At 48.1% G+C, this 26407-nt stretch carries 20 protein-coding genes and 1 other annotated feature; of the genes, 3 read left to right on the top strand and 17 right to left on the bottom strand.

The window, feature by feature from the left end; genetic code table 11:
• Positions 1-290 precede the first annotated feature (290 nt).
• A complete protein-coding gene (locus tag DVH26_RS16990) occupies positions 291-2630 on the bottom strand; it encodes a helix-turn-helix domain-containing protein (RefSeq protein WP_239634953.1) in 2340 nt (779 codons plus the stop codon).
• A gap of 284 nt (positions 2631-2914) precedes the next feature.
• Between DVH26_RS16990 and DVH26_RS16985 the strand changes: the two genes are divergently transcribed.
• Positions 2915-4744: a stalk domain-containing protein gene (locus DVH26_RS16985; protein ID WP_239634952.1), complete on the top strand. Its 1830-nt coding sequence runs from the start codon at positions 2915-2917 to the stop codon at positions 4742-4744.
• A gap of 72 nt (positions 4745-4816) precedes the next feature.
• Here the strand turns inward: DVH26_RS16985 and DVH26_RS16980 are convergent, their stop codons facing one another.
• Together DVH26_RS16980 and DVH26_RS16975 are read right to left on the bottom strand one after the other, a co-directional pair.
• On the bottom strand, positions 4817-6904 hold the full coding sequence (locus tag DVH26_RS16980) for an S-layer homology domain-containing protein (RefSeq protein ID WP_239634951.1): 2088 nt from the start codon (positions 6902-6904) through the stop codon (positions 4817-4819).
• A gap of 273 nt (positions 6905-7177) precedes the next feature.
• Positions 7178-8914: an ABC transporter substrate-binding protein gene (locus DVH26_RS16975; RefSeq protein ID WP_239634950.1), complete on the bottom strand. Its 1737-nt coding sequence runs from the start codon at positions 8912-8914 to the stop codon at positions 7178-7180.
• Positions 8915-9077: 163 nt separating this feature from the next.
• Between DVH26_RS16975 and DVH26_RS16970 the strand changes: the two genes are divergently transcribed.
• Positions 9078-9941 carry a helix-turn-helix domain-containing protein gene (locus tag DVH26_RS16970; RefSeq protein WP_239634949.1) on the top strand — a complete coding sequence of 288 codons (864 nt, stop codon included), beginning with the start codon at positions 9078-9080 and terminating at the stop codon, positions 9939-9941.
• An 11-nt stretch (positions 9942-9952) separates the two neighbouring features.
• Here DVH26_RS16970 and DVH26_RS16965 read toward each other — a convergent pair whose 3' ends face one another.
• The 5 genes from DVH26_RS16965 to DVH26_RS16945 form a co-directional block, all read right to left on the bottom strand.
• Positions 9953-11287: a sulfatase family protein gene (locus tag DVH26_RS16965; protein WP_239634948.1), complete on the bottom strand. Its 1335-nt coding sequence runs from the start codon at positions 11285-11287 to the stop codon at positions 9953-9955.
• Positions 11288-11446: 159 nt separating this feature from the next.
• Positions 11447-11857, bottom strand: a complete 411-nt coding sequence (locus tag DVH26_RS16960) for a VOC family protein (RefSeq protein ID WP_239634947.1) — start codon at positions 11855-11857, stop codon at positions 11447-11449.
• Between the two features lie 212 nt (positions 11858-12069).
• A complete protein-coding gene (locus DVH26_RS16955) occupies positions 12070-16785 on the bottom strand; it encodes an S-layer homology domain-containing protein (protein ID WP_239634946.1) in 4716 nt (1571 codons plus the stop codon).
• Positions 16786-17116: 331 nt separating this feature from the next.
• Positions 17117-17770, bottom strand: coding sequence for an HAD family hydrolase (locus tag DVH26_RS16950; protein ID WP_239634945.1), 654 nt, complete (start codon positions 17768-17770; stop codon positions 17117-17119).
• A 30-nt stretch (positions 17771-17800) separates the two neighbouring features.
• Entirely contained in the window at positions 17801-18127 is a 327-nt protein-coding gene (locus DVH26_RS16945) for a winged helix-turn-helix transcriptional regulator (protein ID WP_239634944.1), read from the bottom strand.
• A gap of 308 nt (positions 18128-18435) precedes the next feature.
• Here DVH26_RS16945 and DVH26_RS16940 point away from each other — a divergent pair, with 308 nt between their 5' ends.
• Positions 18436-19170 carry a TolB-like translocation protein gene (locus tag DVH26_RS16940; protein ID WP_239634943.1) on the top strand — a complete coding sequence of 245 codons (735 nt, stop codon included), beginning with the start codon at positions 18436-18438 and terminating at the stop codon, positions 19168-19170.
• An 81-nt stretch (positions 19171-19251) separates the two neighbouring features.
• Here the strand turns inward: DVH26_RS16940 and DVH26_RS16935 are convergent, their stop codons facing one another.
• The 9 genes from DVH26_RS16935 to DVH26_RS16900 all read right to left on the bottom strand — a co-directional run bounded on the left by DVH26_RS16935 (position 19252) and on the right by DVH26_RS16900 (position 26120).
• Positions 19252-19659, bottom strand: coding sequence for an SRPBCC family protein (locus DVH26_RS16935; RefSeq protein ID WP_239635399.1), 408 nt, complete (start codon positions 19657-19659; stop codon positions 19252-19254).
• A 59-nt stretch (positions 19660-19718) separates the two neighbouring features.
• Positions 19719-20150, bottom strand: coding sequence for an SRPBCC family protein (locus tag DVH26_RS16930; protein WP_239634942.1), 432 nt, complete (start codon positions 20148-20150; stop codon positions 19719-19721).
• Positions 20143-20655: a MerR family transcriptional regulator gene (locus DVH26_RS16925; RefSeq protein ID WP_239634941.1), complete on the bottom strand. Its 513-nt coding sequence runs from the start codon at positions 20653-20655 to the stop codon at positions 20143-20145. The genes DVH26_RS16930 and DVH26_RS16925 overlap by 8 nt, the downstream gene beginning before the upstream one ends.
• Positions 20656-20761: 106 nt before the next feature.
• Entirely contained in the window at positions 20762-22444 is a 1683-nt protein-coding gene (locus DVH26_RS16920) for a glutamine--tRNA ligase/YqeY domain fusion protein (protein WP_239634940.1), read from the bottom strand.
• An 84-nt stretch (positions 22445-22528) separates the two neighbouring features.
• Positions 22529-22786 (bottom strand) — a binding site (T-box leader).
• Between the two features lie 175 nt (positions 22787-22961).
• A complete protein-coding gene (locus tag DVH26_RS37305) occupies positions 22962-23066 on the bottom strand; it encodes an AgrD family cyclic lactone autoinducer peptide (RefSeq protein WP_379453547.1) in 105 nt (34 codons plus the stop codon).
• Positions 23056-23634 (bottom strand): accessory gene regulator B family protein, encoded by a 579-nt coding sequence (locus tag DVH26_RS16915; RefSeq protein ID WP_239634939.1) that lies wholly within the window; start codon positions 23632-23634, stop codon positions 23056-23058. Before DVH26_RS16915 ends, DVH26_RS37305 begins: the two co-directional genes overlap by 11 nt.
• Positions 23631-24170 carry a hypothetical protein gene (locus DVH26_RS16910; RefSeq protein WP_239634938.1) on the bottom strand — a complete coding sequence of 180 codons (540 nt, stop codon included), beginning with the start codon at positions 24168-24170 and terminating at the stop codon, positions 23631-23633. The genes DVH26_RS16915 and DVH26_RS16910 overlap by 4 nt, the downstream gene beginning before the upstream one ends.
• Positions 24171-24232: 62 nt before the next feature.
• Positions 24233-24514, bottom strand: coding sequence for a hypothetical protein (locus tag DVH26_RS16905; RefSeq protein WP_239634937.1), 282 nt, complete (start codon positions 24512-24514; stop codon positions 24233-24235).
• Between the two features lie 76 nt (positions 24515-24590).
• Positions 24591-26120 (bottom strand): AraC family transcriptional regulator, encoded by a 1530-nt coding sequence (locus DVH26_RS16900; protein WP_239634936.1) that lies wholly within the window; start codon positions 26118-26120, stop codon positions 24591-24593.
• Positions 26121-26407 lie beyond the last annotated feature (287 nt).

Below are 26407 nucleotides of genomic sequence, written 5' to 3'. Positions count from 1 at the left end.
GGTTTCATGTGCCGACATTTGCTTTTTCACCCCGCTTCTATGATGTGCTTAAAATCCAATTCTGCTTGCCGCATGCTCGTTGGCCTTTGACATCTCCCTCCTTCCCGAGACACATGCTCCAATGATGGCAAAGCCGATACGCTCAATGTAAAGCGCTTCCAAGCATACTGCAATAATAATAAATTTTCGCTATGTCCGCGAAAAATTTCCGGTTATCGTCTTTTTTTTCCGTCTGCAGATCAAGGCAAAAAAATCCTTCCAAACAGCGGTTGGAAGGATTGTATGGTTGGTTATAAAGCTGCGGTATCCCGCTCCCGATGCTTTTCACGGTATTGTCTCGGCGTGATTCCTTCGCTTTTCTTGAACAACCGGATCAGATGGGATGCCTGGTATTGCAGCAGCTCCGCCATATCGTTAATTTTCATATCCGTATGCACCAGCAGCTCCTTACATTTTTCTATCCGAAGCCGGATGATGTAATCGATAAAATTCACTCCGTTAATTTGTCTGAACACTTTACTCAGCTTGGAAGGGCTCATGTTCAGCTGTTCTGCATACTTATCCAGCGACACGTCGCTCAGAAGCTCGTCTTGAATTTGCATCAGCAGATGGTCCATCAGCTCCCGCATCTGGTTGTCGTAAGCGACGGACAGCGTTTTGATAAAAGGCCGGATCAGCTTAAATTGAAACCATTCCACGATTTGCTCCGCTTCCGTTAAATGCATTAATTCCTCATAAAGATGCGTACCCTCGTATAATGTGTACAGGTTTACGTCATGCCTCAGAATGGTATCGTGAATCGATCCGAGCAGCTTCATCATTCCTTGATGCACCATGAATTCCGTACTGTCGCTGCTTTGCAGCTCCTGCATGAATTTTCGGATGAGCGTTACCGCCTCCTCTTCCAGACCCAAGCTTACCGCGTGCACGATCTCCCTTTCCAAGTCCGTCGGGAAGCGCTTATAGTGGGTCGGCTCCACCCGGATTTGATTCATGTCCAGCAGTTGATTGGACGTATGAAGATCCCGGAAACGCAATGCCTTTCTCGTCTGGTCAAGCACATGGGGCATCTCCGTTATCGAATCGGATATTTTTCCGGTTACGATAGTGACTCGAAGCCGCAGCACGTTATTCACCGCAGCAATATAATCGTGGGAGAGCTTATTGAGCAAAGCTTTGATCTCGTCATTCGAAAGCTTTGGATCGACAGCAAAAAAGGCTCCAACCGACATATCCTGAAAATGGATGACATGGACTTTGTTCATTTCAACCGGGCATAGCTCCATGAGAATATTCGACGCGGCGAAGGTGATCAGCTGATCGTCCCGGTCCGTGCATTTCCCTCCCATTTCCGATAACCCATGCAATTGGGCGGCCATTACGGCAAACTTTTGCCCCTCTACATCCCAATCCAGCTGCTTCAGCTTATCGAATAGCTCTCTGGCCGTATGATTACTCAGGCTATGGTGAAGAAACTGCAGCAAAAAGCTCTCGCGAAGCGCCGGAATCGATTGCTTGACCCGGTTAGAAAGCGTTTTCCATTCTTCCAAGTACTGTTTCCATTGATTCTCAATGAAGGATATTTCATCCTTCCCCTCGTTCTTCCCGTCTTTGGGTACCTCGAACAGATGTTTAATGCGAATAATAGGCGCATACATCGTATTGGATGCAAACCATGACAGCAGCAAGCCGATGGTTAATGCAATCACGCTGATCCACAGGATGAGCATGGATAAATCCGTGACCGGAGCGGTGACCTGGGACAGAGGCGTTGCGGAGACGACGGTCCATTTGCTGCCCAGCTTAGCGATTTTGCCAAACGACACGGAGTAGGTTGTGCCTCCCCATTCGTACTTGAACATGCTTTCCGGAGCATTCTCGGTACTGATTTTCTCTTTTAAAGCCTGCTCCAGACTGAGACGGTCCTGGTTCCTTGCAACAGGGTTGGGAGCGGTTACATAATCTCCATGTTCGTTAAATAAGAGAGAGACCCCTTCACCGGCAACAAGCTTATGTACCATCGTATCCAATGTTTGCTGATTCAAATAAATGATGACAGCGCCAAAGGAACCGTACAATTGTCCTCCGGGCAGCTTAATAATGATCGCTTTATGATTGGAATCCGGGGAGTTGATCTTTCTCAAGCTATAGTTCCAATAAATGGTCTGTTCCTTCTCCAATAAATGGTCCAACAGCTTGATGTCTTCTTCCGAGCGGATGGTTTGGAACCCTATCTCGTCGCTAATCAATTTACCCGAATCTCGTATATACAAATTAACGCTGCTGATAAGTGAATTGGATTCTGTCATCAATGAGAACGATTTCATAATTTCGTTTGTTTTAGAGAAGTCTTGGACAAAATCGAGCTGCTTTAACGTTTCGTCGAAGCTCCCGTCAAATGCCAGCCGAACGACGGAATGCTCCAAATTCGCGAGGTAATCATTCAATTGTTGAATCGACATGTTTAACTGGTTTTGATGTGATCTATTCATTTCGGCTTCGATTCGGCTTGTTCCGAACGTGTACAGCAGCATACCTGCCAAGGCTATCGGGATACTGGTTATCAACAGGACCAAACCTAAGTTTTTCCAAAAGAGAATGCCTCTGCTTTTTACAAAAGGCGTGCTCATCTGTCCACCCCATCCCCTCCGTACTTGCTTCAATTATGACTCGATTCCCGATTTGCGTCAACACGATGTTTATTAATTAACTTACAAGTTAACATGAAAAAGTATCCTTTTGTACTCGGAAAGTACTCTTTTGGATAATATAGTTTCTCGGCTTAAGCTGTCATACTTGATTGTGCATTTCAAAAAACACCGCAGATTCGGGAGGATGATGATGTAACGGAAGGATCGGCATGCCACTAGGGCAATTACAAGGAAAAGAGATATCAAGGAGGAAACCACAAACCATGTACATTTTGCGCAAAAACATACGTAATGCTGTGCTGAGCACGGTACTGGCAGGAGCGCTTGCCGCACCCGGACTCGCGGGCGCATTCGGCGAGACTTCGACCGGTGTGCAAATCAAGGAATTCAGCCTGCTGGATACGGCTTCCGATATTGTCGGTGCAGCGGATTTCACGCCGGAGGGCAATAAGGACGGCCACTTCAAGCTAACGCTCAGTCTAGCGCAGAATACGGTAATAAAATCCGTAGTTCTGCGGTCTACGGATGCCTACGGGGATGATAATGATCAAGGAGTATGGAGAACAAACCGCGCTACTACTGGCTGGCTGCTTGGGATGGTGCGGAACAAACCGGTCACAAGCACAAACGGAGCGACCACGTATGAGAACGAAATTATCAATCCAGGTTTTCAAAAAGAGGTAAATGCACCTGTAGGCGAGTTCACCGGAGAGCTTGCATTTGATCTATACGCCAGCAATAACGGGACGATCAAGGAAACGCAATATTATGTGCTGGAAATCGAGACGCCGCAGGGCATGGTTACTTCCAAGCCGATCAAATATAAGCAGCCGATGACGGCTGGGGGAGCATCCGCGCCGAATACGGGCTCGGGACTGCCAGTGCCGACTCCTACGCCGAAACCTGGATCAGGGCAGCCTACTCCTACTCCTACCCCTACTCCTAATCCGGGATCAGGGCAGCCTGCTCCGACTCCTACTCCACCGCCGCCTGTACCTGCGGAAGGTCCGACGATTCATGTATTTTTCAAGGGGCAGGAGCTTATGTTCGACGATGCCAAACCGATTCTTAAGGACGGATCGACGCTGGTCCCTTTCCGCAAATTGTTCGAAGCCCTTGGCTTTGCCGTCAAATGGGTCGATACAGGAACGGTTCAGCAAGCGATCGGCACTAAGGATGGCCTCAATATTGAGCTGACCATTAGTAGTACGACTGCAAAAGTAAACGGCAATAATGTCCCGCTGGATATACCAGCCCAGATTATTAATGGAAGCACCTTGGTTCCATTGCGTTTTGTAGCCGAGAATAGCGGATACGAGGTCTCATATTCCAGTAACGGCAGTACGGCGACGATTCAGATTGATGAAGGCGAGGTTGTGTCCGAGCCCGATGATCCGGCTCCAAACCCGACTCCCGAACCGGCTAAAGAGGAAATAGAGCCTTATGTAGTAAAAGGCTATATCCGCGACGCAAAAGGCAATCCTGTGCCCGGAGTTACGGTTTATGCGGATAACACCCTGCTCTACAACAGCAACGTCCTGGGGGTAACCGACGAGTCGGGGCATTACCGGATTGAGCTGCCGCAGGTAGCCACCTCCTGGCGGATGGGAGCCGATCTGGTGAAGTCGTTTAACGGCAAAAACTACAAGTTCCGGCTAACCGCCGACGTCGATCAGCCGCTCGCAGGCAGCGCCGGAGCCGTCAAGGATTTTACATGGACCAAATTCGACGGGCAAATTTATATTTATCCTTACTTGACCTATGATACCTCCTTGCCTGAGTTCCTTATCGGCGATGTAGAGATAACGCTCACCCCTGTGGGTCCGTTACTCGACGGCAACAGCGGCAAAACGATAACCAAACGTGTTGGCCCTGTCCTAGGCGGTCTTGGTATCGATGAAGTACCGATCGGCAAGTACACGGCTACGGCCAGATGGCTGCCGGAAGGTCATGCGCCTATTCCGATGCAGATAAGAATCAATTATATCGGAAAATATGCCGAATCGGCGGAGGTCGAATTTTCGGAGCCAAGAAGTGCCTCCACGAACCATTATTTAAGCGAGCTGGAAATCAGAATTCCAGAGAATAAATAGGATCGTAAAAGCAAGACCTTTACCAGGCAATCCGGTAAAGGTCTTTTTTGTCTCCTCAAATCTGCTTATCCGTTATTTCTTGATCATGAGCATTCTGACGATAGCGGAAGCGGCTTCCGCACGGGTAGACAACGTCTGAGGCGCGAATTTACTCTCAGGCAGACCTCCGACAATAATAATACCCGTTTGTTCTGCCGTATTCGCAGCTTTTTTCGCCCAGTCCGGAATATCGGCTTGATCTGTGAAGCCGCTCTGCTGTCCTTCCTCCGTTTCCAAGCCGGAGGCGCGGATCACCATCGAAATCATTTCCGCACGAGTGATTTTCGCATCCGGACGGAACGTACCGTCATCGTATCCGCTAATAATGCCAAGCTGCACTGCTTGAGCCACCGGCTGCTGCGCCCAGTCTCCGATGCTGTTTTTATCCTTGAAGGCAAGCTCGGTCGATGCCGCACCCGGCTGAATTCCATTCATCAGCATTACGGTAAATTCGGCTCGGGTAACATCCCCGTCCGGACGGAACGTTTCATCCGGATAGCCGCTCACGATGCCCTGTGTCATCGCTAACATAATTTCCGTATTCGCCTTATGACCGGATACATCCGTCAAGTTATTCACTACCGTTACTTCGCAGCTGTTGGTGAATCCGCCGTCAGCGGTCCGCACGGTTATAGTCGCCGTACCTTTCGATTTGCCCGTAATGCCGCCGTTGCTGTCCACTTCGGCAACTTGAGGATTGCTGCTGCTCCAGCTCACGCTCTGATTCGTCGCATCAGGAGGAGCAACCATTGCGGTCACCTGTCTGTTCTCGCCCACTCTTAGCGTGACGGCTTCATCGCTGATATAGACGAAAGCTGCGTTAATAGCACCGCCGCCGCTGATATTGCCTACAATGTCCTTTGTAGTTTCATTCAAAGATTCGTTCAATTTCCTTGCAAGCTCCAAGGCTTCCTGCCGTTCAGACACGACTTGCTGAAGGTTAATCATGTCCATTTCAGCATTTGGAGCGGACTGGATGATGTCAGGGTCATAAATCAGCTTTCCGTTTCCTAAATTAGGCTGAATGATTTTCAAATCCGGCACCTCGATGACTGTCACTACGCTTACTGCCGTAAATCCCCCGTCCTCGGTCTTTGCAGATATCTTCGCCGAGCCTGCAGCTTTGCCCGTCACATTGCCTTTGGAATCTACTTCGGCAACATCAGGATTATCGCTGCTCCATGCTACATTGCGATTCGTCGCGGAGGAAGGAACCACCGTTACCGTCAATGCTCCTCGCTCTCCTTTTTTAAAAATCATGGCCGGTTTATCCAGCTTGACACTGTTCACAGCCACTTTATTGAGGTCTGCAACCTTGTGGATATTAAATTTTTGCAGATAAGTGTATTCCGTACCTAAGCTTGCAATAGGGGTATTAAGGTCCAGACGGAACAAATCCGCTTCCTTCAAAGGCACCTTTGTTTTGGCAATAACATTGACATTCCCGGGCTGCAGATTGTCCGGTAAGTTATATTTATCGATGATTGCCGATATCGTGTAAACATAAACCGAGCTCTTATCTTTATTCGTTTGCTTATCTACATAAGTAATCGGACCAATGCGGTTCATTGTATCGTTGACTTCAAACGTCTTTGTGCCGTCAGGACCGTACCGGGTTATTTGATAATAAGACTCCATATTCGAATTATCGTTCCACTTTAACGTTACCGTAGCATCGTCATTCGGTGTAGCCGTGAGATCGGATGGATCCGCCGGCTGTAAGATCTTGTATGGTCCGATCGTTTTCTCGGAATAACTCTTTGCCCCGATGAGAGGCGAATAATAGGCGCTGACTCGAAACTTGGCCGAGATGAGCTGCGGATCGATAGGCAGCCTAAAAAAGTCCATCATGTAACCCTTCGGACTATATGTCGGAAGGTTAATCCACGTTGCGCCGTTATCGGTGGAATATTCGTACTTGACATACTCCACGGATGTCATAAAACCTTTGTCGCTTTCAAATACAGGTATGTACTCGTTACCGGCGATCAAATACGAACCCGCGTCAAAGATGTAGAACCGGGTGATAGAGGCTGCAAGGGCTTGAGATGCCGGCCAAACTACACTTAGCGACAGCAAAAGGGCCATAAAAAGAATAGCGGTCTTTCTAAAGATTCTCACAGAACTTCCCTCCATATGAGATAATTCATTCGGACATACCGACAGCCAATAGCAACCGCACCGTACAGACTTTCCCCACCTTCCTTTTGGCTTACCACACTCCTCCTTCATGAATTCGGCGATATCCGCCGCAGAGCTTCCGCTGCCTCGCCACTATGTAAACCCCGTTGGAGATATCTGATATTGCTGAATTACCGTACCAAAAGAACACGACTCAAGCTTTATCATATTCGTTATTATCCTTAAAGTAATGATTCGTAAGATATAAAAGTCTTATTGGGCAGGCGCAAATTTAGTCGAAGTATGCAAATTTAAAAGCCCAGACGCTTTGTATGCGCCGGGCTTCCTATGTGCTCCGCTATTTTTCACAGACCTGCTGTCATAAGCCTCCTGATACAATTGAATGTAGCGCTTCACATTCATGCCGTCCAAGGTTTTCAGGTAGGCATCCCAATCTTTAGTCAAATCGGCATCTCCCGTTACAAACCTCGCGATCATTTCCATCACGTAATCGCCGATGATTTTCTGCAGGTCCGCAATTTCCGCCGATTGATCGCTGTTGAAAAACAACGGCGGAACCACCTGCTCCTGCTTCTGACGATAGGGCTCATACTTGGACTTGGTTTCGTTATATAACAAAATCTCCTGATTCGGCTTCTCCGGATCCATCGCCTCGCCTAAGCGCAGCGTGTTGGACCGGTAAGATGGGCCTGTTTGCGCCCAATGTATATTTTGAACCTGTCCGAAGCTGGCAAGACGCTTCCATATGGCCGGTTTATTATCGATGCCGAGCTCCGTCTTCTCCGCCCAGCGCCATTCCTGATCCATTCTGCCGAAGACGGAATTTAACGTCATCTCCCGATTGTACATTGCATCGGCCCAGCGGAAGGCAGCAGCCGGATTTTTGGCTTTATTCGTAATGACGAAGGTGCCGCCGGATATCCCCCACGGGTCGCTTGATGCTAGCTGTACCCCTTTCGGCCCTTTCAATGGAGGAACGGCAACGTACTCCAGCCATCTGCCGCTTGAACCGAAAAACTGGGTAAATACCCCCATATTTTGAGCAGGTGCCGCTCCCAATATCGGAACGTCCGGATTTTCCCCGAGCTGTTTCAGCTGCTTGTCGTCCTGCGAGAACGTTTGAGGATCCAGCAGCTTGTTAGTGTACAGCTTGTGTAAATATTGCAGTCCCTCTTTCCACTCCGGTTTGTTGAAGGCAACATCGATTTTGCCATTTTGAAGCAGAAGATGATTGGAATTGTTGTAAATAAAAGCGTTCATCAGGAACAGATCAATCTGAGAGCCACCAATGATAGATCCCGCCAGAGGGATCTCATCCGCTTTTCCGTTTCCGTTCGGATCCTTCTCTTTAAACGCTTTCAACACTTCATACAACTCATCCGTCGTCGTCGGAAGCTTAAGACCGAGCTTATCCAGCCAAGGCTTATAAATCCACATCTTGTTAGGAACGGAGCAGTGGTAGCACTGATTGACCTGAGGCAAGCTGTAAATATTACCGTCCGGCGCACTGATCAACCCTTTGATGTAGTCGTTCTCCTGGAACATTTTTTTCGTTTCCGCACCATACTGGTCGATATACTTGTTGAGCGGGAGAAACACTCCCTGACTTCCGTAAATCAACTGCTGCGCCGGGCTGACGCCGAAGCCCATAATAACGTCGGGATAATCGCCGCTGGCCAGCACCAGATTCAGCTTGTCCTGCGCCGATTTCTCAGGGACAACCTCCCATTCGACCTTAATATTCGTCTTCTCCTCCAGCCATTTGCTGAACCGGTTCGCAGCGAAATCCTCGACAAGCGGGTTCGCTTTTACCATAACCTTGAGTGTGGCGGGTTTCTCGGTAATGGGGAACACTCCGGCATCACTGACCTGCCCCTCCGCCGGTTGATTTTCTTGTGAACTGTCGCCTGGGCTGGACGAGGTACATCCACTGAGCAGCACGAAGACAGTAACTAGATAGGCATTTACCTTAATCCACTTATTGATCATCTTCCGACCCTCCTGTTTGTATGACAACCCATGTCAAAAACAGATATTGCACATCATCACAAGCTTTTGCCGGATATCCCAATCAGAAAAAACAATGATTTGTATTGACAAGGAAATAGCGGATCGTTAGTATGATTTTGACGAGCATGGAGGTAGATGAATCATGTCAAAAAAGAGCAATTCAGCAAATACATTAGATGGATTAGAGGCATTGATGAAGGAAGTGATGGTGCAGCCCTATATATTCCGGATCATGACAAGCTACAATGTTACGCTTAGTATCAATTCGAATTGGATTATTCCGGAACGGGTGCTGGACGATATCCATATGCTGTATGTCGTTTCGGGAGCCGGCGCTTATGTAGTGGAGGACCAGACCATAGAGCTGACCCAAAATCATCTGTTGTTCCTAATGAATGACATCCGGCACCATGCGTTTCGCAAGATGGACTCCTCGTTCAGAATCATCCCGATCCGGTTCAGATACTATGCTCCTAATGAAGAAGTCCTTATAAAATCACAGGTCAAGCCGTTTCATTTTTGCTTTACTCCCCGGAATGCCGTTCATTTTCAGAGCCTGTTTGAATCGATCCATCGTTATCATCAATATCCGCCGTCCTTAGCCAAGGATACGCTTTGCCATGCCGCCATATCCAAAACGCTGGCTGAAATTTATTGCGAATACCATACGTTAGTTAACGGACAGCTTATGCATCCCGGAATTTGGAAGCTCAAGGAGTATTTGAACGACCACCCGACGGAACGATTCACCCTTCAGCAGCTGTCGAAGGTTGCCGGCTTGTCCCCAAGCTATTGCTCCAAAATGTTTCACGAAGCGGTAGGAATGCCTCTAAAGGAATATCAGCTGATGAAAATGATGGAATATGCCGAGTATTTGCTGAAGCATTCCAATCAGTCGGTCAAAGAAATTTCGGGCATTATCGGCTATCCCGACCCCTATTCATTTTCCAAGCAATTCAAAAAGTACAGAGGCTACTCCCCGTCATCCGTGCAAAGCATTAACTAATGTGAACACCATTATTGCAGCAATGGATCACCTGCCGACCTTCTCCAATTCAACAGCTCATGAACCAGCCGCTGCTTTATTTGGTCATAATCCGGCTGATCCGAGAGATCCTTCGTCTCCCAAGGATCCTGAAGCAGGTCAAACAATTGCAGCTTCTCCCCCTTATGTACTCCTTGATCGGGATGATATTGAATGAGCTTCCAGCGATTATCCTTGATCGTACGCTGAATGTCCTTATAGGCGGAGCCTACCGTCGTTCTGATCTCCTTGCTATTTCCTGACATATGGGGCAGCAGAGACATCCCTTCCACAGTAGCTGGAATCGGCGTTCCCGTCAGATCGCATAACGTCGGAAAAATATCGATTTGATACGTCAAGCCGGTGACGGCTATCCCCTCTGGGATTCCGCAGCCCTTCATAATGAGCGGTATACGTATGCTATGGTCGTACATGTTTTGTTTGCCCATAAGCCCGTGCTGCCCTACCGCCAGCCCATGATCGGCAGTATAGACGATGATTGTATTGTCCATCAAGCCGCGTTCATGAAGCGTCTGAAGCACTCTTCCTATTCCATCGTCCATGTGGGAGATCATTGCATAATAATCGGCTATATGCCGCTTTATAGCTTCCGGCGTTCTTGGATACGCTTCCAAATCCTCATCACGAATCTTCATTTCTCCATTATCAAAGGGGTGCTCCGGCATAAAATTAGGCGGCAGCGGAATGTCTTCATCCCGGTACATGCTTCGGAATTCTTCAGGAGCAGTCCTTGGGTCGTGCGGCGCAGTGTAGGCTAAATACAGCATAAAAGGATTGTCTTGATCATAAGCTTCCAGGAAGCTTACCGCCGCATCGGTAAATACATCCGTTGAATGTGAATGGCTGTCCAAATAATAAGCGTTCTCCTTGGAGTAGGTGCCGCTAGCGTCGAAATCATGCAACGGCACATGGTAGTGACCGCTCATTCCTCCCCAAAATATCCGGCTTCCCCCAGCGAAGCTGCGGTTAAATGAAGCCCGGTCGTTATGCCATTTGCCGACAGCATAGGTATGGTAGCCAACGCTGCGCAGCGTTTCCGGTAACAGTGCCAGCTGAGGCGCAATAGTATTGCCTTCCACGCATCGGAACACGGATACCCCGCTGTGCACGCAAGCACGTGACGGTACACACACCGCACCATTCCAGCCGCCCATAATATGGGTTCCCGCGAATCGTACCCCGCCTGCAGCCAACGCATCCAAATGAGGAGTATGGACGGTCGAATCGCCGGCGCAATGAATCGCATCATGGCGATGGTCGTCAGATATAATAAATAGTACATTCGGTTGCTTCTTTTGTTTGTTCATGGACGTTTACTTCCTCTCTCCCTCGACGGTTGCGGATTTCTTAACCCCATACTAAACAATAACCGGTTATCAGCCAATGTCAGAAACAGTGAATGCATGTCATTATGCTTGAAGGTTTTTTATCAAAAAAATAAGCAGACCGCTTCCGGCCTGCCAATCTTAAGATTCTCGAATTCCTAACACCTCCAAATAATGCCGGTTGTACATAATGCCCAAGATGTTCCCGAACGGGTCGACTACAGACGCAGTGACGAATCCAACGCCGCGCTCTGTCGGCGCCTCATATGGCTTGGCTCCCAAGGACAGCAGCCTCTCGTACGTTGCTGCCAAGTCGTCAACGTGCCAATAGACAATGGCACCCCCCGGGCTTGCGGCTGAACCGGCTGGAGCGTATCGGCTATCGATCAGGCCCAGCTCGTGCTGGTAATCACCGATGCGGAACTCGGCATATCCCGGCCGTTCGAAGTACGGCTCGATGCCTAATAGCTCGGCGTACCATTTTTTTGCTGCCGCATGATCCTCCGCCCAAAAGCTGATTGTGGAAAGCCCTCGTAATGTGTTTGTACTCATCGTTCATTTCCCTCCTGGAATGATGGTTTTTTTCGATAAATAACGTCTGTTTAATTTGTTTCTTGTCGTTTCTATTGTCATTGTAAATGGAGAATACTGACAGCTGCATGTCAGTGATTCAGCAGCGCGAATTATTTTTCTCATTACTATATTTAGACAAAAAAAGTACCTCTCCTCGCTCACAGCGAAAAGAGGCACTTCTCCCTAGCCCTTTAATTCATCATTTCAGCAAATTGCAGAAAGCGTTTGATCATAACAGCCGCTTCTGCACGGGTTGCGTTGGCTGTCGGAACGAAGGTGCGATCCGTCATGCCGTTAATAATGCCCGCTTTTACGGATTTGGCAACCGATTCCTTAGCCCAGCTGCTGATAGCTTGCTGGTCATTGAATTTGTCCAATGCTTTGGCATCAGCTGCTGCGGTTTTGTTCGCAAGCTTCATAGCCCTTGTTACCATGACGGCCATCTGCTCGCGGGTAATGCTGGCTCCAGGCTGGAACGTGCCGTCCTCGAAGCCGTCAACCAAGCCTGCTTTGGCAGCCGCTCCGACTACACCGGCATACCAATCCGCTGCTTTCACATCGGAGAATTTGGCAGCGCTGCTGTCGGAAAGACCCAATCCGCGGACGAGGATTGCTGCAAATTCAGCACGGGTAATCCGATTGTCCGGCGTGAAGCTCGTATCGGTCATTCCTTTAACCACAAGCTTCGATGCCAGAAGCTCTACATCGGCCTTGGACCAATGGCTGCTCAGGTCCGCAAAGGTTTTGTTCGATTCAACGACCGTGTAAATACTGTTGCCGGGACGCTTAATCGATACTTGTGTCGAGCTGCCTGTTCCTGTAAAGAGAGCCGGTACAAAGCTGAACTCTCCTGTGGAAGGATTGTACAGTACTGCTGTTGCATTCTTTGAATCTATCGCTTTGCCGATATTCATCGTTCTTGTAACGTAGTTGAGGCCAAAATCAGTTACATCGGCCGATTTGCCGTTACCTTCTATCGTAACCCGAAAATCTGTAGCACCGGCGAGCAGCGTCAATCCGGCTTGTTTTGCTGTTGAGGTAATGGTTCCAAGCGTGCTGTCGGCAACTTTGCCCATCGTAATGGTAATTTTCAGATCCTTCATTTCGACGCCAAGCGATTTGGCAAGTGCAGCGAAATCAATCGCTTCGATTGGCAAATCATAGGTTACATCGCCATATTTTACGGAAACGCTCAAAGCAGGAAGCTTTGCCAAAGCATCAGCTAACTGCTGTGCAGGCAGCTGGAATGCGGCAGTTGCGGCATCTCCGCTCTTGGCTTCGATAATGATTTTTTGATTGGATGCGCTATTGCTTGTCAAAGCTTCGATAGCTTTGGAAATCGCCGCTGCATCCAATGTTACTTTTGCTATATTCCTGCCGTCGCTCCCCTTCTCAATGACGGGCTCAACATTCAGGAATTGTGCACCGTCATTCGCCGGTTGAACGGTTGGCGTCGTTACTGCAGCACCGCCGCCTCCGCCGCCGCTTCTATTGCGGCCCGGTTGATTTGGTGTAGCGGATACTTCACTCGAGATAACACTCTCACCCTTAGCATTGACAGCAGTCACAACGTAGTAGTATTTCACGCCATTCGTCAAGCCAGTGTTCGTGTACACATTCGTTGTTACATTGGAAGCAATCGCCGTATAGGCTCCGCCTGAAGTCGTGCTGCGCTTCACATTGTAATAGGTCGCACCGGTTACAGTGTTCCACGACAATGTGATTTGTCCGTTCCCGGGAGTTGCTGCAAGCCCTGATGGCGCTGGGATGGCTGGATCTGTACCAGGGTTTGTTCCTGGGTCTGTGCCTGGGTTCGTCCCAGGATCTGTTCCCGGGTTCGTCCCTGGATCTGTACCTGGGTTTGTCCCTGGGTCTGTGCCCGGGTTCGTCCCAGGATCCGTGCCCGGGTTCGTCCCTGGATCTGTACCTGATCCTGGCAATGTAGTTGCATTAACCGTCAATTCACCATATGGAGAATAGCTAGAGCCGTATACAGACTGGCTTACCGCTCTAACCTTGAAGGTGTAATCGGTCTTTGGAGTAAGATTGGTGACCGAGTAGCTATACACATCGGAAGTTACAGTTGTTAATTTGGTATTGCCGTTATATACGTCATAGCCTGCAACCGGCATGTTTGTATTAGCTCCGGCCCAGTTAAGTCCAATACTGGTATCCGTTTTTTCCGTTGCTTGTAATGACGATTTCCCCGTAAAGGCAATAGGTCCGAAAGCTTTCACTTCGTTGACGTTAATATCGCCGTCGACTTCGTCCACCGTAAATTTGATGAATCGCGCGTTGACAGGTGCGTCAAGTTTAATGCTCTCGGCAATTTTGGTGATGCTTGGATTGCCATACTTGCCTTGAGCTACCCGGTCATCGGTAAGGATTTTGATCCACTTGCTGCTTTCCGGATTCGTAAATGCCTCAGCATCCGTAGCATAATAGAACGAAACTTTCTTCAGCTTATTCTGGTAGCTGTAGTACTCCAGCACATTGACAGGAGATACAGCTCCAAAATCAACCATCATCCATGAGGTAGTGGAGCCTTTGATCGCAACCCAACGTGAGCTTTCCTCGTTGTCCAGAGCCTTTTGCGCTCCATAGCTGCTCGTATCGTCGTTCCATACTCTCGGGTACTGAACCTCTTTATTGAACAACAGGTTATCGGAAGGGAATTGTTGCCCCGTAGTAGTAACCTGCACTTCGGCAGCTGCTGTAGAAGGTGCGCCTCTTCGTATGGAGTACACTTTCACTTTATATGATGTGCCGGGAGACAGATCCTTGATCGTATAGCTGGTGTTCGTGCTGTATTTATCCGCTATGACTCTCTCAAGTGCGTCGGTAACCAGCGAAACCCGGTAGCTTTCGGCGTCTGCAACGGGTTCCCAATTGACTGTGATTGATTTATCCGTTATGCCGGATGCCGCAACCGATGCCGGTGGATTCGGAATGATAGGATCTCCGGTAGTTTGAAGTACTTCGACTATACTCTTCGGCGATTTCATCCATTTGCGGGAATAAGTATCGGTTGTTACGGTCGCCACTGACAAATTATACGTTGCTCCTGGATCCAAGTTCGTCAGTCTATACGTATTCGACGCTGATTCCGCCAAAGGATTACTATTATCGTAAATAATGAATTTATCGGCAGGTACTTGATCCCAAGAAAGCGTTGCTTCTGAACCGCCGTTGTAAGTTAATTTTACATTTTGCGGAGTTAGTGGCGCATTGTACACTTCCAGCTCCGTCAAACGTGGCGGCCCTGTCATAGTGAAGGTAGGATTACTTCCGCTATTGGTACTATTAGACCCGGCACCATTTTCAAAATAAAACTTAACATACCGGGAAGTATAGGTCTTCCCAAGATCGATTAAGTACTCTTTGTCAGCCGAATCATTTCCGCTGTTGTTGTCTGGGTTAAAATAAATATTTTCATTTTCCTTTATTGGTGTAAATGAAATGCCTGGTATCTCTGCCTCTGTGTGATCATTCACATCATCGGACAACGATACATTTACATACTTTAATCTTTCTGTTTTTGCAAACAACTTAATTTGATTAAAGCTCATAGGCTTGCCCAGATCGATAACAACATTTCCCTTTTTCGAGCTATCGGTACCGATCCAGCTCAAATCGCCCAGAGAGGAGAAATTGTTCTGAGGCACATTCAAATTCGTATATTTAACGGGATCCTTTTGTACGCCGTCAGTAAGCCTTTCCGCCTTTGCGTTAGCTAATTGGAATAAATTAGCTTTTTGTGTATCACCAACATTATAAGCCTTCTTGTTGTAGGCAAGATTCACAGGCGAAGCCACTGTAGATGATTTATACAGCGTCATATCGGCAAGATAAATTTTGGCGTCCTTGACATTAGGGTTCGACTTGTCCGCTTTACGGTAAATCCCCCATTTCGGACGGTTCAGCATCTTTTCGACGGCAGAATATGGTCCTTCAAACGTCTGGTTGTTATATTTGATCTCGGGACGTCTCCACATATCAAGAATCCGGTCCGGATCATTGTATTCTCTCAGCACTTCCCCGGTTAAAGCGTCCTTCATGACCATGGTAACCCAACCGGATTCGGAATTAAGAATTTTCACCGTAATATCGAGCCATCTGTCCTTAACGGAATCGAGAGGAATCGAAGACAATACTTCTTGACCCGCATCCGTACCGATATCGGCATAACGGAATTCAAGATTTTGTTTGGCGGACGAAGAGATCGTAAACGTCAGAATCGGGTTTCCGTCCTCGGAGCTTCTAAAGTTCGGATAATTGACGGAATCATGCAAAGCCTTATCGCTGACATCTCCGGTCGAATTATAAGCCTTGTATTGGAAAATATGAAAAAATCCGTCCGGCTTCGTAATTTCCTTATCGATTTTCAGCTTCCAGTTGAACGCAGTAATTTCATTTTCCAAGCCAATCCAATTTGTGCTTTCTTCGGCCGGTCTAATCTCGATTCTTTGCCTGTCGTCGTTCCCGCCTTCAAATTTGCCTGTGGCAGCGTTGTAGGACGTACCATGCAAATAGCAGGTGTAGCAGTCGTTACCGTTAACTTCTACTTTAAACACGTTCTTGCCTAATGCAGAGTCGTACATGTTCGCGACATGTCTTTCGACTTCAGCCCCTAGGATTTGTCTTGCCGTCTTAGTAGCGCCTTCCACCGGATTGTCTGTGCCGAACGCTTGGCCAAACACATCATAAGGCGATCTGTCCTGCTGTGCGTTGATAGTAACCGAGTTACCGCTTCCATAATTTTTGATAAAATCCTCATCCACTATCGGTGCAGATGAACCGGATGGTGCCGCCGATACGACAGGAATATTCATAAGACCCGTACTCGAAACGAAGAATAACGTTAATACAACTGACGTCGCTTTTTTTACACGTTTCAGCAGACTCAATGCAGATGGCTCCTTTCAGTTTAAGCTTGTGCTAGTCCATTTGTTATAGCGACATAGACCCAAGACCTGCAGAGCAGGTCTATGTATGCCCTTTCATCAGTAAGCATATCCATTTGCACTCGATTAGTCTTTACCTGCCCTCCTCGCAATAGATAGAATAACTGCCTGAATATGGGTATCGCTTACATAAAGTCTATTGTATTGCACTTATCTGCTGCTGTGGATGTGAAAAATTACGATTTTTGTTGTCTTTTTTATTGTTTGCACGATACTAGGCATGCACCTTGCACGATACTAAGGTAACGCACACCAATGAAATAACAATCGCAAGTTAACCTAGAAATGCCGTCAGCTCGCTGAGATGATGAATCGCCCCTGCGGGAACTACCCCTCGGCTGCTCATTTCCGCCAGCTTTCCCCGATATGCTACGAACTTAACACCCGCATCCTGAGCCGCTTTGCCGTCGATCCATGAATCGCCAACGGACAACCATTCCTCAGGAGCTATTTGCTTATATCTGCTTAGAATCGTGTAAACGCCGCAGGGGGATGGCTTCATAAACTCCATCTGTTCCCTGGCTACGATATAATCAAAATATTTATCCAGACTATGATACTGCAGCGCCGCCAAAGCCGCCACGTAAGAATTGTTTGTCAGAATGACCATAGCAAGCTGGGTATGCAGCCGCTGAAGCAAGTCTCTCGCACCAGGCTCAAGCTCTGCATCTTTCATGCCAAGAAGCTCATGCTTCGTGAAGATGCCCCATATTTCTTTCTGCAGCTGTCCGTTCCAAAGTCCTGAACTTTGGACATGGGTCATTAATGAAGATGAAGTATGCTCATGTGCCGGAAAATCCTCAGGCAACAGCTTGCTCGCAACCAGATAATTGAAGGTTTCCAGCTTCATTGCAGGGAAATCAATGTTCGATTTGAGGAGCGTATTGTCCATATCGAATACAATCCCTTTTATTTGAAACGGTGTCATTGAGACACTCCTCACGTCATATATTTTCAGTTACCCTTCCCCATCGCGCTCCAAGTGCTGTCTACCCCAATCGGATAGCTGCTGCAATACGGGATACAGTGTTGTCCCATAGTCGGTTATCGAATACTCGACCAGAACCGGTTTGGCCGGGATAATTTTACGGTGAACAATACCATGAGCTTCCAGCTCCCGCAAATGCTGAACAAGCATTTTTCTGGTAATGAACGGCACGGCCCTCTCTAGCTCGCGAAACCGACGAGGTCTGCGGCAAAGCTGATGGATAATCAAGGGCTTCCATTTGGCACCGATCACCTCGAGCGCAGCGTCGACCAAGCAGCGGTATTCCGTTTTTCCCATAGGTACCCCCCTTGTTACAAAAAAGTGCCCTCTTTTTACAATTATGCCATTTTGTTATAGTTCAGTATATCACACGAAATGATGGTGAATGAGAGTAAAGGAAGGGGACGACGGCCATTCGAAACGTTCAATGTTTATTAGTAGTCACTCTGGCCTCACTATGGATCACTGTAACAGGATGCGGAACCGGCAACGACCTGCCCCCAGATGGGCTCTCAGCTTCTTCTGGCGCGAAACAGCAGCCGTCTCCTGCACCAACAAGCAATTCAAAAGCCGAAGAGCCTAGAATACTCGTCAACGGTTCAGCAGTGAAAAGGAAGATCGATAACTTCACCTTCACCTCCGATCGAAAGACAATGCTGTTTGAGGAAGTGAAGGGCAAATCATTCGCTATATATGAAACCACGTTCAATGCGGCGGGGCAATGGAGCGAACCTGCAGCTCCCTCCTTCAGCAGCACCTCTGTAAGTGAAGGCACACCTTCTTTCAATAAAGACGCAAGCAAAGTATACTTCCACTCGTTCCGCGCAGCAGCCGATCAAGCAGCTCCGTCCTCCTCATTGAATCTGTGGGTCTCCGAGCGGACCGATAAGGGCTGGGATGTCCCCAAACAGCTAGACATTCCTAAGCTGAAAGCCGACGATTTCTACTACTATCCGTCCGTCAGTGACAACGGTACGGTCTACTTTACCTCCTTTCGTGCCGACAGTAATGGGAAGGACGATATATACCGCTCCCGGCTCGTTAACGGATCGTACGGGGAACCGGAGCATCTCGGACCGGTGATCAATACGAGCGACATCGACGGCTATCCGCATATATCCGGCGACGAGAGCATCTTATTGTTCGGCAGAAGCAACGACCTGTACGTCAGTTATCAGCTTGACGGCCAATGGACCGAAGCGAAGGCGCTTGGATTGAACCAGTACGGCATTCGCAAGCTTCGCTCCCCGGTTTTAAGCAAAGATCATAAGGAGCTCTATTTTGTAGGAGAAAAAGACGGTACAGCCCATATTTATCAAACGAGCTTTCCGCGTCCTTGATACGTTGGAATCTCCCTCCCGCTAAATGCCCTCCACAAAAAAAAGCAGCCCACGTATAGCAGGCCGCTTATAGCTAAGTATTCAATCTTTCACAGTCTCGCCGGTCAATAGATTGCTAAGCCGGTCCATGTTTTGCTCATTGCCTTCCAAACAATACATTCTGGCTTGTTCGAACTCGGCTGCGTCTTTAAAAAGCTGACGGAATGTGACTTTGGTACGCCCGTCCAAGTCTTCAAAGGCGGCCGTGACCCGAAATTCGTGTCCCGACAAATGGTCGAACACGATCCGCTCCAACGGCACAATCTCGACAAACTGGCTATGATTAGGGTAATCCGTACCATCGGGTCCGTGCATGACGAACCTCCACGCGCCGCCGGGCTTCAAGTCGAACTCATGAAACGTATTGGTAAAGCCCTTCGGCCCCCACCAGCGAGCTAACAGCTCAGGGCTTGTCCATGCATGAAACACCTGCTCCCGCGGTGCATCCATAACACGTGTGGTTAAGATTTCATTGGCACCTATGCTTGAAGTCAAGGGCATTACCTCCTTTAGAGCGATTTGCCCAACGCATCCAGCATTAAGCCAGTACCATGCTCACGTACTTCAGGCGTATCATGTCCGTCGAAGAAAGCGCCCTGCTCGGTGAAAATCAATTTGGTTCCCCCATCGGCAGGAAGGATCTCTACCGTCGTGATGGAAACCGACATCCGCGTGTCACCCGAATCCAGGGTGTACGTATACACAATGCGCTGCTCCGGAACAATCTCCTGGTAGAACGCATCAAAAGTAAAAATCGGTCCTTCCGGCGGACCGCCGCTGCTCGTTTCGCGTCCTCCAACCCGGAAATCGAAGATGTCGGGCTTGGAGAACCATTTTGCTTTGGCGACCGGATCGGCCCATGCGTGATATACCTGCGCCGGCGAAGCGGGATAGGTCCGCTCGACGACGAAGGTGGCGTGCTTGACGAATCGTTCAGTCATGATTGTTGTCCTCCTTAGGCTTGGTTACTTTATGTTCCTCGGATAGATAATCTCCCAGCAGATCCAGATGGTGTTCCCAGCTCATTCTCCGCTCGACAACGAGCTTCTCATGGCCCGATTTCATGGCCAGCAGCAAGCTGGTGAAGTCTTCAACGGTCAACGGAGTCTTCCACTGCATCAGCTTGGATACGTGCTCGAGCTGCTCCAAAACCTTTTGCTGCAGCTTGATCTGCTCCTGGATTCGCTCCATCTGCATCGTCACAATCTCAAGAGGGCTATATTGCCCTCCGTCCAACACAGACTTGACTTCATCAAGGGATAAGCCCAGCTCCTTGAGCGATACTATCTGCTGCAGACGCGACAGGTCGGATTCATTGTAGAGCCTGTGGCCGGACTCTGTCTGGTCGGACGGCGAGAATAAGCCGATTTGATCGTAAAATCTCAGCGTTCGCACGGTGAGTCCCGTCAGCTTGGCGAGCTCCCCGACCTTCCATTGTCGATCCATAATCAACTCCTCCGTTGGCGCTAGCGTTTCCCGGTAAGACCACTATAAAACATGACGTTACGTAAGGTGCAAGCGAAAATTCTGAAATCTCTTCGTTCTCACGCAATCAAGCTTTTTTATTCCATGTATCCTTCAAAGGTACGATCCGGTTGAATACAAGCCGGCCGCCCACGGTCAGCTTCTTATCTACACTAAAATAGCCATGACGGAAAAATTGAAGCTTTTCCTCCGCCTGCGCACCATGAACGTAGGGCTCCAGCAAGCTGTCTTTCATAATTACAAGCGATTCGGGATGGATTACTTCCGTCCAGTTTCCGTCGTCCTCGTCAGGAAGCTCCTGTCCGCGCAGCAATTGATCATAGAGATAGACATCGGCGTTAACCGCATGGGCAGCCGAAACCCAATGGATCGTTCCCTTCACCTTACGCCCGGCAAAGCCGGTACCGCTCTTCGTCTGCGGGTCATAGGTGCAGCGAAGCTCCGTAATCTCGCCAGTATCGAGGTCCTTGACAACTTCCTCGCATCGGATGAAGTAAGCACCCTTCAGCCTGACCTCCGTATTCGGACTCAGCCTGTGAAACCCTTTGGGCGGCTGCTCCATAAAATCCTCCCGCTCGATATAGATCGTTCGGGCGAACGGAACCTCGCGTTTTCCCAGAGCCTCGTTCTCGCTGTTATTCTCGATCTGCAGCTGCTCTACGGCATCTTCAGGGTAGTTCGTAATGACAACCTTCAACGGCTGCAGAACCGCCATGACACTGATCGTACGAGCTTTCAGATCCTGACGGAGGCAATGATCCAGCAAGGAAATATCGACCGTGCTTTGGGTCCGGATACTGCCGGTTTCCTCTATGAAGCTGCGGATACTCTCCGGCGTAAAGCCTCTTCTCCTTAAGCCGCGGAGCGTCGGGAGCCTCGGATCGTCCCAGCCGTCGACATACCCTTCTTGCACCAGCCGCCTCAGAAACCGTTTGCTCGTAACAGCCCCGGTGATGTTCAGCCGCCCGAACTCCCTTTGCCGCGGAGGCTCAGGTATGTCAAGCTCCTTGAGAACCCATTCGTACAAAGGCCGATGGTCCTTGAATTCGATGGAGCATAAGGAGAAGGTAATGCCTTCAATCGCATCTTGAATAGGATGGGCAAAATCGTACATCGGATAAATGCACCAGTCGGTTCCCGTACGGTAATGCTCTGCATGAAGAATCCGGTAAATGACGGGATCGCGAAGGTTCAGATTCGGGGAGCTCATATCGATTTTAGCCCGAACGACTTTGGATGACGCCGGGAACGCCCCCTGCTTCATTAGCTCCAACAGCTCCAGATTCTCCTCTACGGTCCGATCCCTGTAAGGGCTGTTTCTGCCGGGCTCCGTTAAGGTCCCTCTATAGCTTGAGACCTCCTCCGGCGTCAAGTCACATACATAGGCCTTCCCTTTCTTAATCAAGGTGACAGCCGCGCTATAAATTTCATCCGAATAATCCGAGCCAAAGTAAATATGGCTGCCCGGATCGTAGCCGAGCCATCGGATGTCGTCGATAATTGCGTTCACATACTCCCAGTCCTCTTTCAACGGATTCGTATCGTCAAAGCGCAGATGAAACGTTCCGTTAAACTTGCGGGCTATCATGTAATTGGTATGGATGGCATAGGCGCTGCCGATATGAAGATAGCCGTTAGGCTCGGGCGGAAATCGTGTACACATCGTTCTGCCCAAAGGCTCGGCCTCAAGCTCCTCGGTTATGGTCCTGTACAAAAAATGCTCGGTTCCGCGATCCTTCTCATGTTCCATGGCTTGATCCTCCTAATGAACGTAGTAAGCGGTATTTAGCTTTTGACCAAAAAAAAATTTCACCTCCAAGACCATCTCTCATGTCTCGGGGACGAAATTCTCGCGGTACCACCCCAGGTTCATTAATATGTCGCCATATTAACCTCAGCAAGTACGGCATAAGCTTCTATGCGATACTTCGGCTCTGTAACGGGAGCTCCCGTCATGCCATCCCGCGGATCGTTCCGTTCCGGCACACTGCTCCGAGGCTTGGTTCAGGGAGGTGCCCATGACTCCTTTTCAGCATCCGGAGCTCTCTGTACAAGGACCTGTTTCCCTTACTCTTCTCATCATCGCTTTTATGCTATTGCCATTATAATAACAAAGGATTCCCTATCGTGTAAACTTTAACCATAACCCCGCCTGTGGAATAATCCCGAAGGATACAAAAAAAGACGACAACTGAGAAACTCAGAAGTCATCTTTTATGAAATGAAAGTCCGTGATCCATCTTGTTCACGGATAAAAGCAGTAAGCCCTATTTTTTTAATTCTTGCGGTACTTCCGGTCGATGCCACTCGAAGCTGAAAGATGTAGGTACTGTAAAGAAAGCAACTCCAACTAATGCAGTGTTAAGAATCATGGCTAGTACTCTCTTCATGGGTAATTCCTCCCTCTAATCCCGCAATTTTTTGAAATAAGCTAGTAAATGAAAACGCTTGTACTATTATAATAGATGATAAGAGAGAATTTTGTAAAATGAAATTTGCCGAAATAAGCAGTAAACTGATAGATTTTATTAAAATTTTATGTTTTCGACTTACTTTGCGAATCACATCGATTCCGCTTGGTGCTTTTAGAGCAAATAAGATAAAGGAGATGATGTCGAAAACTAAGCCTAAATACATATAGGGGTAATGAATATGAACTAGAGAGACAAATACGACGATCGTAAAAATACAGCAGGACAGCGAAGAATTCAGGTGTGCTCCGCCCGTAAAGTACCGAAGTGCCGTGAAGACAAGGAACACGACCATGAAGCGGTCGAAATTCCCTGTAAAGACGCACACGAGCATGGATATCAACAGGGCGATAAGCGTATTCAGCGTAATGATTAAGGAATAAGTAAGCAGTTCTTTTGATGCGGCCTTGTCATTATGTTTTCTAATAAACTCAGCAATGCGAGCTGCTGCCGCATCAATAGGATTCATTTTTTACCTACCCCAATCGTATTCGTATATTTTTTATCGATTGACTTTTTGTTCTTTCTCCACGCAACCAGCAAGATCGTGACGAGAAGCGCCGATATGGTAAAAAAGATGATAGGGTGCACAATGCTGTGCGTTGCGGTGTAAATGGACAGCCTGCTTACTTCAATGGCGCAAACCACTAGCACCAGCAGGATACCGAATAAAATATTGATAGGCTTCAACACTTTTCTGCCGTACATGCTGCTTTCTACAAACATGAAGCCGAATTTTCTTTTGTAAAAGAAATACGTCAGCGACAGAAGAAACACCGTGACACCGAGCTGAATCGTGGACATGAGCATCAGCGATCCTCTTATTCTAATATAGGTCGTCAGCCCTGCAACCTGCAAGATGGAAGCGATCATAAATTCAGACAAAAATCCGACCGCCGTGAAAATAATCGCTATTAGAAACGAGTAAGAGATCGGCATTGCAAAAACTACCGAACAGGTAATGATCAAAAACAAGGGCAAAAAGATGATGGTTGTTGCTTTCATATCCGCAATTTCAGATAAATAGAATTGAATGATTCCCATCAACGTAGTAATGAGGATAATTTTTACCGGATTTCTTCCATACAAGAGGCGAAATATCGAAAATGTAAAGAGGCCCGTTGCACCATACTCCAAGATGTACAACAAAATTCGACTGACTGCGGGCATAGAACACCATACTTTCTAGTTAGTAATTTTTCACTTATAGACTTACCATAAAACAGATAAGTTGGGTAGTGCTTTGTGTTGGTTTTCATTCTCTTTTCTTTGAACGACTTTTTCTTATTTTCTCTTTCTACTGCCCCTTCTGTAGCCCCCAATGTAATCCCCAGCCATTCATGCTGCATTAACGCTATGTAATCCTCCCGCTAGTTCTGCTAGTAAACCAACCATAATCTAATGTTTACTACTATTAAATATAATTCAAATTTGTAAAATTTCAATACATGTTTGCTTACCATATCTATCAAAAAGCTGGACTTGTACATGAAAAAAGGCCGCAGCCTGATCTATCAGGAGCAGCCTTCCCCAATTATTGAAAAATGTCGAATCCTTCTTCTGCCCATTGTGGGCTCCCGGCAGCGAGACTACAGACCTCCACTCTTGTCCCTGCAGCGTAATGCCTTGCGGCGGCAGCAGCCGCAGCTCTTGGTACAGTACTTCTCCAAGCTGTCTTCTCCCTCCGTATACTCTGAGCTCGTTGGAAGACGCAATCAGCACCATGACGGTCTCGTTACGCTTCCATCCCTGTGCCAGACGTCTTCTGGCCAGAGACGCTTTTTGTTCAAAATGCCTAATCCATTGAACATATTGCGCTTTTCGGCCAAACATCGCCGATAATTCAAATAGCAGGCTCCTCCAATCATCCTTAAGCTTAATATTGACCGTCGGGGCTATGTTTTGTAAGGAAGCCAGACTTGTCCATAGACCATCGAAAGAGAGAATCATTCTTGGATTGGCGCTAACCAGCGTATCCGGATCGTGCTGAAATTCTTCTCCGATGAGCCGCGTCCCCCTAAGCTTATCGGCAATGTAGGGAAGCAGACCTTCCGTATGGTCGTTTCCAGCATAAGGAAGCGTAGCGAAGGGCAGCATGTCCAATGCCAGCAAGTAATCGTTCACATGGGGAGAAAGCGTAATGATATTTTCCTTGGCGCTTATTTTTCTATATTCAGACGGTGATATACCAACATTTTTTTTGAACTTGCGGCTGAAATACAGCGGGTCGCGGTAACCAACCTGTTGGGCTACTTCCTCCATGCGCACAGACTGCAGCAAGCGTGATTTCGCATGATTCATCCGCAGCTGCGTCAAATAGTCGATGGGCTTAACGCCAACATATTTCTTGAAAATTCCCGAGAAGTTGCTCCAGCTGATGCCGTAGGACTCGGCCAACGATTGCAGCGATAAATCCGCATTCATATAGTGTTCATCCAGATAAGATACCAGCTGCTGTTTCGCTTTACGCATCCCGCCTTGGGCTTGCTTTCTTTTTTGCGCCTCGGTGGCCAAGGTGAACAGCAGCTGCTGAAAAACAATAGTTTGCTTCCAGCGGCCCATTGCATCCCGTTCCAATTCAGTTATTTCCAGCTGCTCTATCAATGGGAGGACCGCTTGCCCGAACGGCAATCCCCTTAGTAAATGATTATCGAATAATAGGGCATTGGGTTCCTCCAGCCCGTTCCCTTTCTTGTCCGGTCTCGCCTCACCATAGGAAAAGGACAGGAGAACAATATCCGACGGTTCCGAAGAGGACACTCTGGCTTCCGCGAGCTCCCCCGGCGCCAGAAGCGCATATTGGCCTGACTCTAACCGATGCCATTCCCCATCGACACACAGCTCGAATTGCCCGCCTGTAACAAAAAGCAAAGCATGCCGCTTCATTAGTCTGCGCTGAAAGCTCCACCCCGGCCGGCACTGTTTGCTGAACAAATAATCCAATGTAAACCACATATGCTGCATTCGCTCAATATTGGAGGTTCTGACAAACGTGTTGATCGTGAACTCCTCCTCTTCACTTTCATCAATCTAATGAGAACAATTCTCATTATTCTTGATCTATTGTAGCGTACAGATCCTTGCTTGAGAAGGGTGTGGCACGAATTCAGTATGAGCCGCTATGATTCATGGAACCATAGCCAAGTGCAGCAATCATTATTGCACGACAAAAAAGGACCAGCGCCTCGTCTATGTTTCCAAGCAAGTGCTAAGCCCCTCATTATTCAACCATTACTGGAACT

This window comes from Paenibacillus sp. H1-7, from assembly GCF_022354825.1.
Lineage (GTDB): Bacteria > Bacillota > Bacilli > Paenibacillales > NBRC-103111 > Paenibacillus_S.
This window is presented reverse-complemented; position numbering and strand designations above follow the sequence as displayed.

Excerpts from the sequence above, each read along its gene's own strand:
- DVH26_RS16935 (WP_239635399.1), bottom strand. The coding sequence starts at position 19,659 with ATGGATGCACCGCGGGAGCAGGTGTTTCATGCATGGACAAGCCCTGAG.
- DVH26_RS16925 (WP_239634941.1), bottom strand. The coding sequence starts at position 20,655 with ATGGATCGACAATGGAAGGTCGGGGAGCTCGCCAAGCTGACGGGACTC.
- DVH26_RS16930 (WP_239634942.1), bottom strand. The coding sequence starts at position 20,150 with ATGACTGAACGATTCGTCAAGCACGCCACCTTCGTCGTCGAGCGGACC.
- DVH26_RS16945 (WP_239634944.1), bottom strand. The coding sequence starts at position 18,127 with ATGGGAAAAACGGAATACCGCTGCTTGGTCGACGCTGCGCTCGAGGTG.
- DVH26_RS16990 (WP_239634953.1), bottom strand. The coding sequence starts at position 2,630 with ATGAGCACGCCTTTTGTAAAAAGCAGAGGCATTCTCTTTTGGAAAAAC.
- DVH26_RS16985 (WP_239634952.1), top strand. The coding sequence starts at position 2,915 with ATGTACATTTTGCGCAAAAACATACGTAATGCTGTGCTGAGCACGGTA.
- DVH26_RS37305 (WP_379453547.1), bottom strand. The coding sequence starts at position 23,066 with ATGATTCTTAACACTGCATTAGTTGGAGTTGCTTTCTTTACAGTACCT.
- DVH26_RS16920 (WP_239634940.1), bottom strand. The coding sequence starts at position 22,444 with ATGGAACATGAGAAGGATCGCGGAACCGAGCATTTTTTGTACAGGACC.
- DVH26_RS16975 (WP_239634950.1), bottom strand. The coding sequence starts at position 8,914 with ATGATCAATAAGTGGATTAAGGTAAATGCCTATCTAGTTACTGTCTTC.
- DVH26_RS16950 (WP_239634945.1), bottom strand. The coding sequence starts at position 17,770 with ATGACACCGTTTCAAATAAAAGGGATTGTATTCGATATGGACAATACG.
- DVH26_RS16915 (WP_239634939.1), bottom strand. The coding sequence starts at position 23,634 with ATGAATCCTATTGATGCGGCAGCAGCTCGCATTGCTGAGTTTATTAGA.
- DVH26_RS16910 (WP_239634938.1), bottom strand. The coding sequence starts at position 24,170 with ATGAAAGCAACAACCATCATCTTTTTGCCCTTGTTTTTGATCATTACC.
- DVH26_RS16965 (WP_239634948.1), bottom strand. The coding sequence starts at position 11,287 with ATGAACAAACAAAAGAAGCAACCGAATGTACTATTTATTATATCTGAC.
- DVH26_RS16900 (WP_239634936.1), bottom strand. The coding sequence starts at position 26,120 with ATGTGGTTTACATTGGATTATTTGTTCAGCAAACAGTGCCGGCCGGGG.
- DVH26_RS16970 (WP_239634949.1), top strand. The coding sequence starts at position 9,078 with ATGTCAAAAAAGAGCAATTCAGCAAATACATTAGATGGATTAGAGGCA.
- DVH26_RS16905 (WP_239634937.1), bottom strand. The coding sequence starts at position 24,514 with ATGCAGCATGAATGGCTGGGGATTACATTGGGGGCTACAGAAGGGGCA.
- DVH26_RS16960 (WP_239634947.1), bottom strand. The coding sequence starts at position 11,857 with ATGAGTACAAACACATTACGAGGGCTTTCCACAATCAGCTTTTGGGCG.